The sequence below is a fragment of the Niabella aurantiaca DSM 17617 genome (genome assembly GCF_000374125.1).
Taxonomy (GTDB): Bacteria; Bacteroidota; Bacteroidia; order Chitinophagales; family Chitinophagaceae; genus Niabella; species Niabella aurantiaca.
This window is the reverse complement of sequence record NZ_KB893626.1, coordinates 260,295-278,184: the sequence shown is the minus strand read 5'-3', so window position 1 is coordinate 278,184 and position 17,890 is coordinate 260,295. Positions and strand designations below refer to the sequence as shown.

The following is a 17,890-nucleotide window of genomic DNA, read 5'->3' as shown; positions in this document are numbered from 1 at the left end:
CATATACAATATTAGGAAAATCCCGGCAAAAAAAGACCTGTTAGGTTTTAAAAACCTAACAGGTCTGATCCCGTCTATCTGCTTAAAACGATTCGTCGGCACTGGGACCATAGCTACCGGGAATGGGAATATCCAGCAGGCGCAGGAACACGCCCAGTTGCGCGCGGTGGTGCACGGTCTGGTTAATGCTCATCCGTACTACATCCAGCTTGGGGTTTACACCATAGATCTTATCCCCTTCCCGGAGCGTCCAGGTATCGTCCAGTTTTTTTTCATTCCCGGGATCACTCAGGTATTTCCCTGTTTTTTCAACTTCCCTCTCAAAAATATCCAGCAGCTCCTTACGGTCTTTTACTATCGTGGGTTGATAAGGGAACGCGGCAAAATCCAGTTCCGATGTATCAAAGGCCATGGCAGGCCAGCCGGGCAGCTCGGCAATATGCGTGGTAAGCTGCATCAGGCTCATACTTTTCGGATGCGGCTTCCAATCCCATTTATCTTCGGGAACAATGCTCAGAAATTTCCGTGTGGTTGCTACTTCGTTTTCAAAATCTTTTTTCAAAATTTCCAGTCTTGTCATGATTTTATATTTGTTAAGTTAAAAAATGAATGCCAGGGTGGCTATCGCAACGGTTCTGCCTCATAGCCGTGGCGCAATATGCAGTCCCTGACCAATGCCACATCGATCATTCGCGGGGCTTCCACGCGCAGTATATGATCACAATCCTCCAGGTCAAAATTCACTTTTGCATGCAGCAAAAGCGCTTCCAGGCACATTACCAGTTTTGCCGCTACGGGCCTGTTCACTACATTGGTCTTAAAAACTTCTACGGATGTTCGCATCTTCGTAATAAAGGGCTTTCCGGCCTTTGACACAAAGTAAAACAGGGCTGGTGACAGCTGTATGTCAGGAGTTTTTTGATTGCGTGTGATAAAAAAAATTGTGCCATACCGGCAATTGCAGATTGCTGCTTTGTTGCTTTCGGGTGACGGGGAGACCGAGGAGACTGATAGTGCTGACCCGAAGGGCAATTTTGGCTTTATCCTCCCAGCGCCCGTTTTACAGTATCCTTTTTCGCCCTGGATATCGGTATCTTTTCTCCATTGGTTAGCAGCAAACAGCCGCCATCTTCCTTCAGCAGGCTTTTTATAAATGCAGGGTTTACGAGGTGCGTCTGATGGCAGCGGATAAAACCGCCCGGAGCCAGTAATTCGTCATACTCTTTAAGCGGCCGTGAAACCAGTATCTTTTCTCCATTATTTAAGTAAAAATAAACATAGGTATTCTGCGCTTCACAGCGGATGATACTGTTTACTGCCACATAGCGCGTTTCCTGGAATAAAGGAAGCGCGATCCTGGCGGGAGCCTTCCCCGTTCCTTTAAGATGATTCATTAAAAAATCGAGCTGATGGTAATTTTGCTTCCGCTTCCATTTTCCCATTGCCCGTTCAACAGCTGCCTTTAGCTCGGCTTCATCGATCGGCTTCATAATATAATCCAATGCGGCAAATTTGATCGCCTGTATCCCGTACTGGTCATAAGCCGTTACAAAGATCACTTCAAACGCTCTTCCGGGAAGTCTTTTTAAGAGATCAAAACCCGTTTCCTTTCCCATTTGAATATCGAGAAATACCAGGTCCGGGGTTTGAGAAGTGATCAGCGCAGCTGCTGCTTCGATGGTTGACGCCATACCCGATACCGTTATTTCCGGGAAACACCGGCTCAGTATCCCTCGCAGATTTTCAATATTGTGTGCCTCGTCGTCAACAATGATCGCATTCATGCCAGCCAGTCGTTTAATGTCAGTAATATAGTGGTACCATTTTCCCCGGACTGAACATCCAGGATCACAGGTGTACTGCTGTACACCTCATTCAATAAAGATATCCGGTTTTTGGATAATGCAGAACCTGTACCTAAGGAAGTAGCGGCATTGAACCCCTTTCCGTTATCCCGGATCTTAACCAGGATGTTTTTGCTTCTTCTTTCAAATGCTATCCCGATGCTCCCGTTGGCAACGACCGGCATGGCATGTTTTACCGCATTTTCTACAAAAGGCTGTAAAAGCATTGCAGGGATCTCGGTATTTGTCTGATCAATCGTTTCATCCACAAGGATGGAGTATTCAAACCCAAAACGCATTTGCTCCATCTGTAAATAATCGTTCAGCAATTTAACCTCATCTTCAATAGTGACCAGGTCTTTTTCCGCATCCTCCAATACCCGGCGGGATATCCGGGAAAACCGGGTAAGGTAATCATTAGCCCGTCTGTTATCATTTTTGTTCAAAAGGTTCTGGATACCGGCCAGTGCATTGTATACAAAATGTGGATTGAGCTGGTTCCGGACCGATTGCAGGCGTAGCTTACTGATCTGTTTTTCCATTTCTATCCCAGCAATTTTTCTTTTGTTTTTCCTGTAATACAGGTAAAACACAAAAGCAGCTACCAGGATAGCTGCTGCTGCATAGGGAACAATCTGCTTTAGTGTAAACGTTGTTTCCTTCGGAGGTGGAGGAAATACCTTTACCGGGATCCGGATCCGTTGCTTTTTTGTTCCGCTTTCATCTTCTTCCCCATGAACATTATAGATCTCAATTTCATAATTGCCCGGAGCAGCAAACACATCTTCCTGTATTGATAGATGCGGGTTGGCACTCCTGTAGGTGGCATAGCGGTACTCGCTGATGCTGTCATTGACGACCTCTTTTATAGTGGCAGAATAAAATGTTCCCGGTAAAAGGTCGAGGTAAATTCCAATCTCTCCAAAATCATTTTGCCGGAAATGGAGCTCCTCCGGGTAGTTGTATTCCGTATTAAATTTTGAAAAAAACGGGCTGTTGAGTGAATCTTTTCTAAAATTATATACGCTCTGCATCTGCACGCCTTTCTCCACGTATCTTCTAAAAGCCCACATTGCAACACGGGGAAGCTCTTTTGTGGTTAAGTTCCAGTTTAGCAGCACCCCCTCTCTTTTGTCAAAATCCCTGGAATCATAGGCCTCAACATAGATCTGTTCCGAAAGTGCTTTCCCCTTCCACAACACGGCATAGGGGCGCTCGGCCTCAAACTGCTGCTCAAAATTTTCGGGCGTTGTCCATGGGGTCAGCTCTTTTTTATCGTTCTCGATAACATGATATTTAAAAAAAATTTTATCCTTTGGTGTAATACCATAGGCAATCACCTGTATATCCGAGCTATCGGAAATGGTTACCACCCTGTATTTCTTTGATAACGATTGTATATACCCTGGTCCAAACGTTATATCGCCGCCTTTTGGCGTTACAACACCCAATAAAATCCCTTCATAATGCCTGACACTATCTTTCTGTGTCGCAACACTTCTTCGAAATATAAAATCGGCATGACTTAAATACGGTGTGCCAATAGTCGAACTGCCTGTTTTGCTGCTTACGTCAAAGTTGATTTCATATTTATAAACAGGCAACGCCTTCCCGGTAACGGGTTTTTGTGCAAAAAGCGACAATGTTATAAAGGGCAGGAGCAGTATTGTGTAGATTGCTTTCATTTCTGTTGATTTTGTTACACAAATATTGCGTATCAAAAAGGTCAAAGTCAAGGATCCATTGGTATTCGGGCAGGATCAGTTAGTAAACATTCCATCAGGGAAAGAATTACTTCCGGATCTTATCCGGGTTCTTCTTTATAAAGTCTTCCCAACCCTTAAACCCGGCGGCGGCTTTTATGGGGCTGCTGATCTGGTAATGATGGCAGAGTGCTACAGCCAACGCATCCGTGGCATCAAAATATTCCGGCGCTTCTTTTAGCAAAAGGATCTGCTGCAGCATTTTCCAAACCTGTTCTTTGGCGGCGTTTCCATTGCCGGTTACGGCCTGCTTTATTTTACGGGGGGAGTATTCTGTAATGGGAATCCCGAAATGCATGGCCGCAGCAATGGCTACCCCCTGGGCCCGGCCCAGCTTGAGCATACTCTGCACATTTTTCCCGAAAAATGGCGCTTCTATGGCAAATTCATGCGGTTTGTATGTATGGATCAGCTCCGTTACTTTTTCATGGATCTGGCTGAGCCGTTCGTAGCCGTTTAAGCGGGCGGCAAATTTTATGGCATGCATTTCGCGCATTTGTATTTTCTGACGGGTACACTCAATAACACTGTAACCCATGATGAGGGTACCAGGATCAATACCGAGTATTATTTTAGCGGCTGTTTGCAAAGGGGATGCTATTTTTACCAAGGATTCATGAAGATCAACAAAAATATCAAAATATTCTTCAATTATTTCCTGGGGCCGTTGCTGTTTCTCTGGTTGTGCTGGTCCATTTACAACCAGGTGCGCCAGCAGGAAGGACTTACCGAATCCTGGGCGCAGATCAAGGCCTCGCTTACCAGCGCAAAGATCATTTACCTGGCAGCAGTTATCGTCTTAATGGTCCTAAACTGGATGGTGGAGGCCTGTAAATGGCGCCTGGCGATCCGGAGGGTACAGCAGGTATCTTTTATTCGTGCACTTAAGGCCACTTTGTCCGGGGTATCCTTTTCTGTATCCACGCCCAATAGCATCGGGGACTATGTAGGGCGGGTCCTTTATGTAGATGAAGGCAAACGCATCAAAGCAGCAACGCTTACCGTCGTAAGCAATACCAGTCAGTTACTTGTCACCATCTGGATGGGGCTTTTTTCACTTTATTTTCTGAAAGCGCCCATTGTTGCCGCCCGGATCATTTCCCTTTTATGGCTGGATGCGCTTTTTTACATTGTGGCACTGGGTGCGGTGCTTTTGCTGATCTTCTATTTCCGGGTCTCCTGGATGGCAAAATGGATCAACCGGCTGCCTTCGGGAAAAAAAATCGCCTGGTCTATAGAAGCACTGGAGCAGTTTAATGCAACGGTACTCCTCCGTTTACTGTCTTTATCAGTAACAAGGTTTTTTATCTTTATATTGCAGTATTTTTTACTGTTTCAGTTATTTGAAGTGGATATTTCTTTTTGGCAGGCCTGGACGGGGGTGAGCGTATTGTTCCTGATCCTCGCCATCATTCCTACCATAGCGCTCTTTACAGACCTGAGCATACGGGGGAGCCTGAGCCTGACAATATTAGGATTATTTAACGCAAATCAATTGGGTATTAGCTTAACTTCGGTAAGCATTTGGTTAATCAACCTGATCATACCGGCATTGGTTGGCAGTGTTTTGGTATTGGGTATTAAAAGAATATTTAAAAGCAAAAATGAGAACGCTTAGTCTATTTCTGATTCCGTATTTTCTGTTGTTTGCCCCGGGCAACCGGGCAACGGATGCATCCGTGCCTTCGCCTCCGGCGGTTACTGCCGTAGCGGGTGGGTGCTCCATTCCGAACACGGCCTTCCAGGCTGGAGAAAAAGTGGGATTTACGGTTGGATATAGTGTGGCCGGGGCTTTTGTGCCGGCAGGAACCGGATCCTTTTTTACCACACAGGAAAAACTAAACGGCCGCTCCGTGTATCATATTACCGGAACCGGGCGTACGCTTTCTTCCTATGAGTGGGCTTATAAGGCCAATGACACTTATGAAACCTATGTAGACGTAGAGACCTTTCAGCCCCTCCGGTTCATCCGCAACATCAATGAAGGCGGTTATAAAAAGTATCAGAACGTGAGCTTTATCAAATCGGCGAACACTGCAGTCAGCAAAGAAGGTACTTTTAAAGTGCCGCCCTGTGTGCATGATGTGGTAAGCTCTGTATTCTATGCCCGCAATGTGGATTATAACAGCCTGAAGCCCGGCGATAAAGTTCCTTTTAGTGTGTTCCTGGATAACGAGATCTTTTCCATGTACATCCGCTATATGGGCAAGGAAACCATAACCACCAAATACGGAAAGTTTAAGGCCATAAAGATCAAACCGCTGACCATTAAAGGAACCATTTTTGAAGGCGGAGAAAAGATGACCGTATGGGTTACGGATGATGCCAACCGGGTACCCATCCGCGTGGAAAGCCCCATCATTGTAGGCAAGGTGAAGATCGAAATGACCAGCTTTGAAGGGTTAAAGAACCCTATGAAGGCGTTGATTAAAAAGAATTGATTTAACGGATAAAGAGCAGGTTTAAAATTCCAGGTTTTAGGTTTCACGTTGGTTCCGGTTTCCTATTCGTATGTCTATTGACTGTTGCGGGTCTCAGCCGCTGACCTGATAAGCTGATGGCTGTGGATAAGTTTGATGCCTGATGTGGTTATCAACCAGAGAACAGATCACGGAGTTGTAACGAACCTTTATTTTCACATTCCAACATCTTCAAATTTTCAAAGTGCATTCTAAAGCTCACTCAGTTTAAAGAACCGGTCCGGCCGGATGCCTTTTTCCGTTTGCCGCAGGGTACAGCACTCCTGTTGCGGGTCATGCTCAAAAAACAGGATATAATCGTTTTCCAGTGCTTCTTTTAAAAACATTTCCTTTTCGGTCATGGTCACCAGGGGGCGGGTGTCGTAGGCCATTACATAAGGCAGGGGAATATGGCCCGGAGAAGGCAACAGGTCGGCCATAAACACAATGGTCCTTCCTTTATACCGAACCTGGGGTAACATCATGGCCTCGGTATGCCCGCTGGCAAAGCGAATGGAGAATCCCTCCGGGAAGGGCGCGGTTGCAAGCCTGCCATCTCCCTCCTGTTTACCCGTAACAAATTTCAGCTGCCCGCTTTGTTGTATCGGAAGGATATTCTCTTTCAGAAAAGATGCCTTTTCCCGGGGATTGGGGTGGATGGCCCATTCCCAATGCGCCTCATTGCTCCAGTAAACGGCGTTCTGAAAGGCCGGCACCAGCTGATCGCCTTCTTGTTTTATTGCACCACCGCAATGATCAAAATGCAGGTGGGTCAAAAATACATCGGTAATATCACCCCGGTGAAACCCATGTTGCGCCAATGACCGGTCAAGATTGTCTGTCCCATGCAGGTAATAATAGCCAAAGAATTTTTCACTCTGTTTATCACCCATGCCGCAATCCACCAACACCAGCCGGTTGCCGGTTTCAATCAGCAAACTGCGGGTAGCCCAGCTGCACATATTGTTCTCATCCGCCGGGTTTAACCCGTTCCAGATGCTTTTGGGTACTACGCCAAACATAGCGCCGCCGTCTAATTTAAAATGACCGCAATTGATCGTGTAGAGGTTCATGTTTTGTATAAGTGAGAAGTGAAATATTTTTTGGTTTTCAGTCGTTCGCACCCGGATCTGAACTGAAAACGGGTGACGCATGCGAGCCCGGCTAAAAACTGACGGCTGATGGTTATCCCTTCCGTTGCTTTATCAGCGCGGAGTACAACCAGAAAAAGCCAATGGCAAAGAACAGGATCAACGATAAGACAGAATTCTTCATGCTGCCCGTTTGCTCTTCAATAAAGCCAAAAGCAAAGATACCAATTACAATGGCGAGTTTCTCTGTAAAATCATAATAGCTGAAAAACGAGGCAGTATCCTTTGTATCCGGCATTAATTTGGCGTAGGTAGACCTGCTGAGCGACTGGATGCCTCCCATTACCAGGCCCACGGCAACCGCCAGCCCATAAAACAGGTATTCGCCGTTCCCGCCATTCTCAGCCACCAAAGCGGTGAAATAGGCGGCGATGCAGATCAGTATCCAGAAAACAATTACCCCCATCAGCACTTTGATGTTCCCATACCGGGCTGATAACCGCGATATATACCAGGCCCCGGCAATGGCCACCAGCTGTATCACCACCACCGATACGATCAGCCGCTCGTCCGGAAGGCCCAGGAGCTTGCTTCCGAATAAGGTAGCGGCCAACATAACGGTTTGCACTCCCATACTGTAAAAAAAGAAGCCCCGCAGGTACCGCTTCAACACCGGCATCTGTTTTACCTGGAGGTACACTTTTTTTATTTCAAGGAACCCGTCCCGGAAAACCCGGCTCCGTACCTTATCTGCCCGCACCGATTGGGGCAGCCGGGCAAAAGTGATCTGTGCAAACCCAAACCACCAGATGCCTACCAGCAAAAAGGTGAGCCGTGTGGCCAGCCCTTTATCCGTCATCAAAATAATCAATAAAAAACCTACTACCTGCATGATCACGCTTCCTATATACCCAAAAGAAAAGCCCCGGGCACTGATCCGGTCCTGGTCTGCAGGGGCTGCGATCTCCGGCAGGTAGGCATTATAAAACACCAGACTGCCCGCATAACCCATTGCAGCCAGCATAAAGGCTGCTACGCCCAGGCCCAGCGTATCCCCCGTAAAAAAGAACAGGACCGCGGCCCCCAATGCTCCCATATAACAAAAAAAGCGCATAAAATTTTTCTTGTTTCCCCGGGTATCCGCTATGGATGTAAGAATGGGATAAAGAATGGCTACCAGCAAATACGCAACCGCTAATACATAGTCATACAGCGAGGAATTGACAAACCGCCTGCCGAGGAATTCTACTTTATGATCGTTGGAATTGCTTCCGGTGACTGCTAAAAAATAGATCGGGAAAAAAGTAGTGGTAATGACAAGATTGTACACAGAGTTGGCCCAGTCGTACATAGCCCACCCGTTGATCACTTTCTTAGAAGCCGTTTGCATGGAGTTTTGTTTGTATAAAAATAAGGGTTTTGCTGTGAGCTTTCAGAATTGAGAGTCGAGATTTCAGAATTCAGAAGGAAGACACTCGCATATTTGCCGGAGGCTGATACCGGATATTGGGTACTCAATTCTGAAAACTGACGGCCTATTGGCCCCGGAATTCCTTAAAAGCATTTTCCAGCAACCGGAGCAATTCTTCAGCGCCGGTATTTAAAAACTGCGCCGAAACGGCCACGGGTGTTTTGTAAAGCTGATACGTCAATTCCATTGCCCGTTTCTTTACGGGGTTTTGCTGCCGTTGTAAATAGGACAGGGGATCTTTTACATCCAGCATGATGATTGGCTGATCCGCTACCTGCTCCAGGCGGATACTTTTTACATCCCGCCATAAGACCCTTCCGGCGGAGATACCGCTGGAGTTATCGGTAATACCGTCCGCATCAATAAACAGGCCGTCCTTTTTATTTCGCAGCTTTTGAACAAAAACAACAATCCCGATCCCGAAGAAAGCGGTGCAGATATACCCGATGATCTTAATGACGGTGGGATCCTCACTCCTGATAAACAAAAAAGGCTTCAGCACAAACAGTGCCCCAAGTACTACAAACAATATTGCACCGATCAGGTAGCGTACAATCTTTGTTTTGTTTACCGGTATGGTTATCGCTTGCATCATATCAGGATTGTAATAACCGAACGGCGTCTTTGGCAAAATAAGTGGCGATCAGGTCTGCACCGGCCCTTTTGATCGAGGTAAGGCTTTCCAGGATGGCTTTGTCTTCATCCAGCCAGCCCCGCTCCGCAGCTGCTTTGATCATGGCATACTCGCCGCTTACATGATACGCGCTTACCGGCACCGTAACCGCATTTTTCACTTCGCGGATGATATCCAGGTAAGCCATCGCCGGTTTCACCATTACAATATCTGCTCCTTCTGCCACATCCTGCAGGGTTTCATTGATCGCCTCCGCACGGTTGGTATAGTTCATCTGGTAGGTCTTTTTATCACCAAAGCCCGGGGCACTATCCAGGGCATCGCGGAAAGGACCATAAAAACAGCTGGCATATTTTGCAGAATAGCTCATAATGCCCACTCCTGAAAACCCGGCCTCCTCCAGTGCTTTGCGGAAGGCGCCGATACGGCCATCCATCATATCACTGGGCGCAATAAAATCCGCGCCGGCAGCGGCATGGGAAAGACTCATTTTCGTAAGCGCATCCACTGTTTCGTCATTCAGGATATAGCCACTCTTTACATCCACAATACCGTCATGCCCGTATTCTGAATAAGGGTCCAGGGCCACATCGGTCATTACCACCATTTCCGGAACGGCATCCTTAATGGCTTTTACAGCGGTCTGCATCAATCCATCCGGGTTCCAGCTCTCTTTCCCCGTATTGTCTTTCAGCGCATCGTCGCATTTTACAAACAATAACACACTTTTAATACCCAGGCTCCACAGCTCTTTTACTTCTTCCACGGTTTTATCCAGAGAGCGGCGGAAGTAGCCCGGCATGGAGCTGATGGCTTCCACTACATCGGTACCCTCCGTAACAAAAACGGGCAGGATAAAATCGCTGGAACGCAATTGTGTTTCCGCAACCATGTCACGGATGGCCGCATTTCTTCTTAAGATCCGGTTTCTATGTTGTAATATCATAATTTTTCTAATGTCTGATCTATGATGTCAGATTTATGATCTTTTACGTGCTCTGTTTGGTATTTTATTTATACGACAGGGTCGTTATCATGAATCGACATAAAAATCATTTTTTAATTTTTGCCTTGTTTGTTTTATCTGTAGCCGCAAAAATTGCGGTTAATTCGTTTGCTTCTTTAACCAGTTGATCCAGTTCATTGCCGCCTTGCAGGTTTGCATCTTTAACAACTTCTATCTTATATAAGAAATCGTTTGGAGATTTTGCCCTCGCAGAAGCTCTATAATTTGCGCCTACGGATCCGGCGGCCCGTATGAGTTGTTTGGCCGTTTCAAAACCAGCCGCGTTCCTTGGAAAGTTTTCACAAAGTTTGATCACCTCCACATGAAATCTTTTGTTCTGTCTTGTAATTCTTTTCTATCCATGAGTTAACTTTTATACATCAGATATCAAAAAATCAGCCATCATACATCTCCCGCCCATTCCCTCGGATTTTTACAGGCCTGTAATAATTTATCTTCCAGGCTGCCGGGCTCCGGCTCGTAATTATAAACAAACCGCACCGTTGGGGGCAGGCTCATTAAAATACTTTCGGTGCGTCCGTTCGTTTTCAATCCGAAGATCGTTCCGCGGTCGTGGATCAGGTTAAACTCTACATAGCGGCCCCGGCGGATCTCCTGCCATTTTTTGTTTTCAACATTGTAAGACGTGTTCTTCCGCTTTTGAACCAGGGGAAGATAGGCATCCAGGAAGGCATCTCCGTTGGCCTTTTGAAAGGTCAGCAAATGTGCCGCCTCTTCTTCGTTGTTCAGATACAGATGGTCATAAAACACACCGCCCACCCCGCGCATTTCATTGTTCCGGTGCTTATTGGAAAAATATTCGTCACATTGCTTTTTATATTTCGGGTACAGGTCTTCTCCAAACGGATCCAGCGCTTGCTTCAGGCTCGTATGAAAATGTACCACATCTTCCTCAAACAGGTAATAAGGCGTTAGATCTGCACCACCCCCAAACCAACGATGCGTTACCGTGCCGTCTGCATCATGCGCTTCAAAATAGCGCCAGTTGGCATGTGTGGTCGGCACAAAGGGATTTTCCGGGTGCAGCACCAGGCTGATGCCACAGGCGAACCAGGTGCCTTCAGCCTCACCTTCAACCCCTTCCCCGATAGAAGGAGCAATGGAAAGTATTTTCTGCATTTTCTCCGTGATATGCCCGTAGACCACGGAAACATTCACGCCGGCCTTTTCAAAAACGGCGCCATTCTCCATGATCCGGGAATGACCGCCACCACCCTTTCCGTTTTCGCCCCGCTGCCAGTTGTCTTCCCTGAAAACAGCCCGGCCATCTTCCTGCTCCAGGACCTTACAGATCCGGTCCTGCAAACCATAAACGTATTCGATCCACTGCTGGCGGAAGGTGTTCGTTTCTTCTTTTTTCATCCGTATATTTTTTGTTTGGGGCTGATCAAAAGGCTGCGAACAAAAAATTAGCCGGGAAGACGGAAAGGCGGCGTCTGTCAATTGCTTAAGACTTGCTATCTCAAAACCTTACCGGCCAAAAAGTACTTTTTAATCAGCGCCATGAACGTTTCATAACAAATAGGAATTATCTTCCGGAGTGGCATCCATGAAAATACCTCCGTCAATGGTCACATGTTCTATTTTGCCGCTGCTGGGTACCGTAAAAGTAACCGTTCGCTCCTTTCTTTTCCAGATCGCCGGTGTATAATGATATTTTTTCTTCTTTCCGTTCTCCGGTTTTATGATCACATCGAAGGGAACCGCAAAGCCGCCTGCATTTTCCAGCGTGATGGTGGTATTGTTCGTGCCCGACCGCGCTTCTTTTACTTTCAGATCGATATAATGATTGCTAAAGAACCAGTTCTCCCAAAACCAGGTAAGATCCTGCTTTGCAGCGGCGTTGATCGAATTGAAATAATCCCAGGGTACCGGGTGCTTCCCGTTCCAGGTATCTATATAACGGATCAGCGCCTTTTTGAACAGCCCGTCGCCCAGCAGGTCCTTTAAAGCCAGATACGAAAGGGACGCTTTTCCATAGGAATTGCGCCCATAGCCAGCTCCTGACAACTGTGACGACATCGTGATCAGGGGCTGATCCATTTCCGTTGCCGGATTGCTGATCCAGTTCCTTATCCGGAAACTTTTATACGCGCTGTCTGCCGCATGCTTTCCGTTTTCTGAAATGCCGATCAGATATTCAAAGGTAGTGGCCCACCCTTCGTCCATAAATGCATACCGGGTTTCATTGATGCCCATATAAAAGGGAAAATACGTGTGTGCTACTTCGTGATCCACGGTAAGCCGGGAATCCATCCAATCTCTTAACGAAGCGTCGTTCACCATCATGGGATATTCCATGTCTGCGTATCCCTGAATGGCCGTCATCGTGGGATAAGGATAGGCAACCCCCGGCAGGTTATCCGAGTACCACCGGATGGCATACTTGGTCCATTCCACGTAGTTTTTGAAATCCGCAGCCGTATCTTTGTATGCCGCCTGAACGCTTACCCTTTTTAATTTGCCGTCATCGGCAAGCGCCACGCTGCCGGCATCCCATACAAAATGATTGCTGGTGGCAAAAGTAAAATCGGTTACATTCCTTGCACTGAACTTCCATTCATTCCATTCGCTGAAATCGGTTATGGCTCCCTGCTCCATGTCTTTGGCAGTAGCCACATGGATCACTTTATTGCCGGACAGCGATTCGCGGAAGCGTTTAAATGCCGCCGGCTGCAACACTTCTTTTGCATTTTCGAGGGTGCCTGTGGCCCAAACTACATAGTTGGTGGGTACTTTTACAGAAACTGTATAGTCATTAAAATCATTATAGAACTCACCACCGTCCGTATGTGGCAGCAGGTCCCACCCGTTATAATCATCATATACCGAGATCCGCGGATAAAAATAGGCACAGAAGAAGGTGTTCGGGTCTATTTGGCCCTCCCGGCCACTGAGCGTTGAAAGCGGATAAGTCCATTCGATCTCAAACTCGGTCTTTGACCGTGGCAGCAGCGGTGTGCTGAGGGTTACTTTATTTGCAGTACCCCAGTCATTACTGTTGATCGTATAGCGCTGCCCGTTAGCCGCAAACCCCAGGATGTCCAACCCGGAGGTCAAAAAATCCTTTGATACCTGACCGGCCCTCGGGGCCTCCGGTTTGTGGATGTTGTTTACAAAGCGGATCACCACCGATGCAAGCGTGTCCGGGCTGTTATTGTAATAGAGGATCTTTTCTTTACCCGAAACCGTTTTTTCTGTTGTGTTTACGGTAACGCCGATGTCGTAAACACCCCGGTTCTGCCAGTACTTTTCTCCCGGCACACCGGTTGTGGTACGGGTTCCCCTTTTTACAGCGTTCCGGATATTACGGGGCATGTATAACTCCTGTGCAGCAACAGCCGTCCAGAGGCACATAAGCATCGCTGTTAAAAAAGGTATCCTGTTCAAGGCAGAAGATTTTATAGATCAGAGAATATGTATTCCTTCACCGTATTTACAAAAGCTTTTGCGTGGTCTACCGGCACATTGGGCAGGATGCCATGCCCCAGGTTGGCAATATGCCTTCCTTTCCCGAAAGCACGCAGCATTTCTTTTGTTTCTTTTTCGATCCGGGAAATAGGCGCCAGTAACTTTGCGGGATCAAAGTTACCCTGTAATGTAATATGATCCCCGGCCCTGCTACGGGCCGTCTGTGGTTCGATGCACCAATCTATGCCCAAGCCGGCTGCCCCGGTTGCGGCCATTTCTGCCAGCGATCCCCAGGCTCCTTTTGCAAAAACGATCACAGGAACGCTTTCTTTCAATGCCGCCACGATCTGGCGGATATAGCGCAGTGAGAATTCTTCAAAATCGCTTTTGCCCAGCAATCCGCCCCAGCTGTCAAACACCTGCAGCACATCGGCGCCGGCCGCCACCTGTCCTTTTAAATAAGCAATGGTGGTATCGGTGATCATTTGCAGCAGGGCATGCGCCGTCTCCGGCTGCTGGTAACAAAATGCTTTTGCTTCGTCGAAGGTCTTGCTGCCTTTTCCCTGGACCATATAGCATAAAAGCGTCCACGGCGCTCCCGCAAATCCGATCAGCGGCACCCGTCCGTCCAGCTCCTTTTTGATCAGCCGGATGGCATCAAAAACATAATGCAGGGAATCGTTCACATCCGGAATACGGATCCGTTGCAGGTCGGCCGGACCTTTCACCGGTTGAGGCAACAGGGGACCCAGCTTTTCTACCAGCTGCACTTCCATGCCCATAGCCTGCGGCACCACCAGTATATCAGAAAAAAGGATCGCAGCATCAACCCCCACGATATCTACCGGTTGTAAGGTGATTTCACAGGCCAGTTCCGGGGTCTGGCACCTTTCAAAAAAAGAGTACTTTTCCCTTAGCTGTATGTATTCCGGCAGGTATCTTCCCGCCTGCCGCATCATCCACACCGGCGTTCGCTCCGTAGCTTCTCCGCGAAGCGCCCTTAAAATCAAGTCGTTTTTTATTTCTTGTTGCGTCATATTCAAATAGTGGGTCGATCGCGCCGGAACTTATTGCGGCCCCTTGCAATCCGGTATTAACTGTAACATTTGTCCGATGTCGGGCTGCGGTGCTTCTGCAATATTTGCAGTATAACTTCTTAGCGCTGCAGTTGTAGACGGGCCTATGGAAATTGCCGTTGTTGCGGCCGCAATATCATTAACGGAAAAAAAGCTTTCCACGCCGCTCGGGCTGTAAAAAAGTATCCCGTCATACCGCCGGTCAATGGAAGCCGGGGTTTTAATGGTTTCATACACTACTTTTTCCCTGCAGGGGATGGCGTTCTTTTTCAACCCGTCCGGGATGGTATCCAGGCGCAGGTTTCCGCAAAAAAAAACCACCTGTTCCGGTGCCTGCTCAATGATCTGTGCTACCAGTTGTGCCCCGGTGGGAGCAGATGCCCTGACCGCTGACCGGGGAAATAACTGCTGTACTTTTTTTTTGGTAGCGGCTTCTATACAAAACACGTTCCATTGCGGATCGGCGGTAAGCGCCGCAGCTACGGCCCTTACCGCATTGGCGCTGGTAAAGATCACAGATTGATCAGTAGCGGGCACATCAGACAGCAATACCCGGACCTGGTCCGGTGGTACCAGCTGTATTTCCAGAAACGAAATACAGTCCAGCTGTACCCCGTCTCCGGCCTGCCGGATGAGCGCATCATCAAGTTGTTTTGTACTTAAAATATGAAGCGATCTATTGCTCATGATTCATTTTCGCGATTAACCGTCCCGCGCCATTTTCCAGGATCTTTTCGGCGGCAACTTTTCCGGGAGCAGCTGTTTCACCAATGACATAGGTTCCGTCCACCTCCAGCTTTTCCAGCCCTTCCGGGGTTACAATGCTGCCTTCGAAGCGAATACGATCCTGATGCATGGTTGCCAACGCGCTGATGGGCGTGGCACAGCCTCCCATGAGTGTGCTTAAAAAATCTCTTTCGGCTTTTACGCAGTAGGCCGTTGCAGTATGATTGATGCGACTGCATGCGCGCAGCACTGCGCCATCGTCTTTCCGTGCTGTTACCATAATGGCGCCCTGCGCAGGAGCCGGAAGCATCCAGCCGAGGTCAATACTGCCGGCGGGCTTCAGACCGATGCGCTCAAGGCCGGCTTCCGCAAAGATGGCCCCGAACCAGTTGCTTTCGGAAAGTTTGCGCAGCCTCGTATTTACATTTCCGCGGATGTTTTCGATCGTATGCCCCGGAAACCGGTGCAGCCACTGTGCTTTGCGGCGTACGCTGCTGGTGGCGATGATCAGGTTTGAAGTTTCAGGTTTCAGGTTTAAGGTTTCAGGTTCGGCGATGGTCTTTATAAGTTCCTCCACATTGATGCCTGAGCCCGGCGCCTTCCAGTTCGGATTCAACACAAGGATATCTTTGTACGAAGCCCGCTCCAGAACTGCGGCTTCCACAATTCCCTCCGGCAGCTGGACGGGCACGTCCTTCATACTGTGTACAGCTACATCAATTTTATTGTTGAGCAAGGCAGTGTCCAGCACCCTTGTAAAAACGCCCTGTACTCCCATGGCATAAAGCGGCGTTACAAGATCCAGGTCCCCTTCGCTCTTCACCAGCTCCAGCTGTGCGGGGGTACCTAAGCTTTCTAGGAGATCTTTTACCTGTGTGGCCTGCCAAACGGCCAGCTGACTGTCTCTGGTACCAATACGGATCATAAACGGTTCCGGGTTAGGGAATTTGCAGATAATCATTGATGCTGCTGATAAACTGGCAGCCTTTGTCGTTCCGCACCTTGAGGTTTACAGCCAGCTGCTTCACCGCTTTCTGCGCACGCATTACCCGCTCTGTTTCGCTGATCAATTCCTTATCCTTATAAAATTCGCAAACGGAGGTTTGCATTAAATCAATTTCGCGCAGTTTGTTCTTCCAGGTTTTCAGATGCAGTGCATAATGATGATCCCGTAACCAGCCCAGGAATTCTTTTTCAAAATGCCCGATGATGGCAAGTGCGCGGGGCACTTCCGCTTTGCGTTTTGCCAGCGTCCGGTCCAGTATGGTATTGGAGATCTCGTCCACATCAATTACCGTTACCTGGTCCATTTTCCGGATAGCCGGGTGTACATTGACCGGTATGGAGAGATCCAGGAACAGCTTGGGTGCCCCCGGAGTAACCTGCCCGGGCATTACGGTGGGCGCGTTTGCATTGGTGCAAACAATAACAATATCGGAGGCCTCAATAGCTGCTGCCCTATCCGCATAGGGAGCAAAATGCACCTGGTGGCCGGCTGCGATCTGTTGTGCAACCGCATCCGTCCGGTTCATGATCGTAACGGATGTATGCGGCAAATAGGTGTTCAGGTTTTTGCAAACGTTGACCCCGAATTTACCGGCACCGATGATCAGCACTTTTTTTTGTCCGATCCCTTTTATGCTCTGCAACAGTTCGATGGCCGCAAAGGAAACGGAAACCGTTCCGTCGCTCAGGTTGGTCTCGGTCTTGATCTTCTTGGATGCCTGAAAGGCGAAGTTCAGCAACCGGTCCATCACTGGTCCGATCAACTGCTGGTTGCGTGCCGTATCTACAGCCCTTTTCAGCTGCCCCAGGATCTCATAATCGCCCAGTATCTGCGAATCCAGGCCTGCGGCCACATGAAACAGATGCTGCAGTGCTTCCGCTCCGTTCTTAAAATAGCCGCATTCATAAAAAGCCGCCTTATCGCCATTTGTATGGGGCACCAGCAATTCTACCAGCTGCATCACAGACTCCGCAAATCCATAGATCTCTGTACGGTTGCAGGTAGATACCACGAAGACACTTTTCAGTCCCGCAGCCCTGGCGCTTTTCCCCAATGTGGTAAATGCTTCGTTGGTAATGGAAAACAGCCCTCTGGTTGCAGCGTCGGCCTTATGATAGTTGATGCCTGCGATACAAAAACGATCTAAAACCTGCTTTGAGATATGAAACTCTTCTAACGACATGATTCAGGCGCAAATGTATAAAGGATAAGTGGTAGTATCGTCACGTTTTTGTCACCGGGCCTCAAAAAAAGTATGATTTTTATCATGATATTTGAATCTCGCGGACAGGTCCTTTGTCTTTAAGTAACCTGTATCTTTGCCGATCGTGATCCTTTTTGCCGGGGGTGCGCCCGGATCCCGGGTGTTACCTGTTGCAGGC

18 protein-coding genes are annotated in these 17,890 nt (G+C 48.1%); 2 read left to right on the top strand and 16 right to left on the bottom strand.

All coding sequences use genetic code 11. From position 1 onward, the window contains the following. Positions 1 to 82: 82 nt before the first annotated feature. From B160_RS0106130 to ruvC, 5 genes are all read right to left on the bottom strand, one after another. Positions 83 to 580: a DinB family protein gene (locus B160_RS0106130; RefSeq protein ID WP_018627012.1), complete on the bottom strand. Its 498-nt coding sequence runs from the start codon at positions 578 to 580 to the stop codon at positions 83 to 85. Between the two features lie 41 nt (positions 581 to 621). Then, a complete protein-coding gene (locus B160_RS0106125) occupies positions 622 to 843 on the bottom strand; it encodes a hypothetical protein (RefSeq protein WP_018627011.1) in 222 nt (73 codons plus the stop codon). Between the two features lie 197 nt (positions 844 to 1,040). Continuing rightward, positions 1,041 to 1,784 (bottom strand): LytR/AlgR family response regulator transcription factor, encoded by a 744-nt coding sequence (locus B160_RS0106120; protein ID WP_018627010.1) that lies wholly within the window; start codon positions 1,782 to 1,784, stop codon positions 1,041 to 1,043. After that, on the bottom strand, positions 1,781 to 3,529 hold the full coding sequence (locus B160_RS30465; protein ID WP_018627009.1) for a sensor histidine kinase: 1,749 nt from the start codon (positions 3,527 to 3,529) through the stop codon (positions 1,781 to 1,783). Before B160_RS30465 ends, B160_RS0106120 begins: the two co-directional genes overlap by 4 nt. Positions 3,530 to 3,635: 106 nt before the next feature. Next, positions 3,636 to 4,196, bottom strand: a complete 561-nt coding sequence (gene ruvC / locus B160_RS0106110; RefSeq protein WP_026309579.1) for a crossover junction endodeoxyribonuclease RuvC — start codon at positions 4,194 to 4,196, stop codon at positions 3,636 to 3,638. 27 nt (positions 4,197 to 4,223) lie between these two features. Between ruvC and B160_RS0106105 the strand changes: the two genes are divergently transcribed. Then, complete coding sequence (locus B160_RS0106105) at positions 4,224 to 5,225, top strand: lysylphosphatidylglycerol synthase domain-containing protein (protein ID WP_157557930.1); 1,002 nt, start codon at positions 4,224 to 4,226, stop codon at positions 5,223 to 5,225. Next, complete coding sequence (locus tag B160_RS0106100) at positions 5,212 to 6,048, top strand: DUF3108 domain-containing protein (protein ID WP_018627006.1); 837 nt, start codon at positions 5,212 to 5,214, stop codon at positions 6,046 to 6,048. Before B160_RS0106105 ends, B160_RS0106100 begins: the two co-directional genes overlap by 14 nt. A 230-nt stretch (positions 6,049 to 6,278) precedes the next feature. On the opposite strand, the gene B160_RS0106095 is transcribed toward B160_RS0106100, so the two are convergent. The 11 genes from B160_RS0106095 to hemA form a co-directional block, all read right to left on the bottom strand. Next, positions 6,279 to 7,139 (bottom strand): MBL fold metallo-hydrolase, encoded by an 861-nt coding sequence (locus B160_RS0106095; protein WP_026309577.1) that lies wholly within the window; start codon positions 7,137 to 7,139, stop codon positions 6,279 to 6,281. Between the two features lie 112 nt (positions 7,140 to 7,251). Next, a complete protein-coding gene (locus B160_RS0106090; RefSeq protein ID WP_018627004.1) occupies positions 7,252 to 8,547 on the bottom strand; it encodes an MFS transporter in 1,296 nt (431 codons plus the stop codon). 145 nt (positions 8,548 to 8,692) lie between these two features. Continuing rightward, entirely contained in the window at positions 8,693 to 9,223 is a 531-nt protein-coding gene (locus B160_RS0106085; RefSeq protein ID WP_157557929.1) for an STM3941 family protein, read from the bottom strand. A 1-nt stretch (position 9,224) separates the two neighbouring features. Further along, the gene (gene hemB / locus B160_RS0106080) at positions 9,225 to 10,208 is read right to left on the bottom strand and encodes a porphobilinogen synthase (RefSeq protein WP_018627002.1); all 984 of its coding nucleotides are present in this window, start codon (positions 10,206 to 10,208) and stop codon (positions 9,225 to 9,227) included. A 106-nt stretch (positions 10,209 to 10,314) separates the two neighbouring features. Next, positions 10,315 to 10,590, bottom strand: a complete 276-nt coding sequence (locus B160_RS0106075; RefSeq protein ID WP_018627001.1) for a four helix bundle protein — start codon at positions 10,588 to 10,590, stop codon at positions 10,315 to 10,317. A gap of 80 nt (positions 10,591 to 10,670) precedes the next feature. Next, on the bottom strand, positions 10,671 to 11,651 hold the full coding sequence (gene hemF, locus B160_RS0106070) for an oxygen-dependent coproporphyrinogen oxidase (protein WP_018627000.1): 981 nt from the start codon (positions 11,649 to 11,651) through the stop codon (positions 10,671 to 10,673). A gap of 150 nt (positions 11,652 to 11,801) precedes the next feature. Then, the gene (locus B160_RS0106065) at positions 11,802 to 13,679 is read right to left on the bottom strand and encodes a M1 family metallopeptidase (protein ID WP_026309575.1); all 1,878 of its coding nucleotides are present in this window, start codon (positions 13,677 to 13,679) and stop codon (positions 11,802 to 11,804) included. An 11-nt stretch (positions 13,680 to 13,690) separates the two neighbouring features. Next, positions 13,691 to 14,737, bottom strand: coding sequence for a uroporphyrinogen decarboxylase (hemE, locus tag B160_RS0106060; protein ID WP_018626998.1), 1,047 nt, complete (start codon positions 14,735 to 14,737; stop codon positions 13,691 to 13,693). Positions 14,738 to 14,767: 30 nt separating this feature from the next. Beyond that, the gene (locus B160_RS0106055; RefSeq protein WP_018626997.1) at positions 14,768 to 15,463 is read right to left on the bottom strand and encodes a uroporphyrinogen-III synthase; all 696 of its coding nucleotides are present in this window, start codon (positions 15,461 to 15,463) and stop codon (positions 14,768 to 14,770) included. Continuing rightward, the gene (gene hemC / locus B160_RS0106050; RefSeq protein WP_040679574.1) at positions 15,453 to 16,427 is read right to left on the bottom strand and encodes a hydroxymethylbilane synthase; all 975 of its coding nucleotides are present in this window, start codon (positions 16,425 to 16,427) and stop codon (positions 15,453 to 15,455) included. Before hemC ends, B160_RS0106055 begins: the two co-directional genes overlap by 11 nt. Positions 16,428 to 16,440: 13 nt before the next feature. Continuing rightward, a complete protein-coding gene (gene hemA, locus B160_RS0106045; RefSeq protein ID WP_018626995.1) occupies positions 16,441 to 17,691 on the bottom strand; it encodes a glutamyl-tRNA reductase in 1,251 nt (416 codons plus the stop codon). Between the last annotated feature and the right edge of the window lie 199 nt (positions 17,692 to 17,890).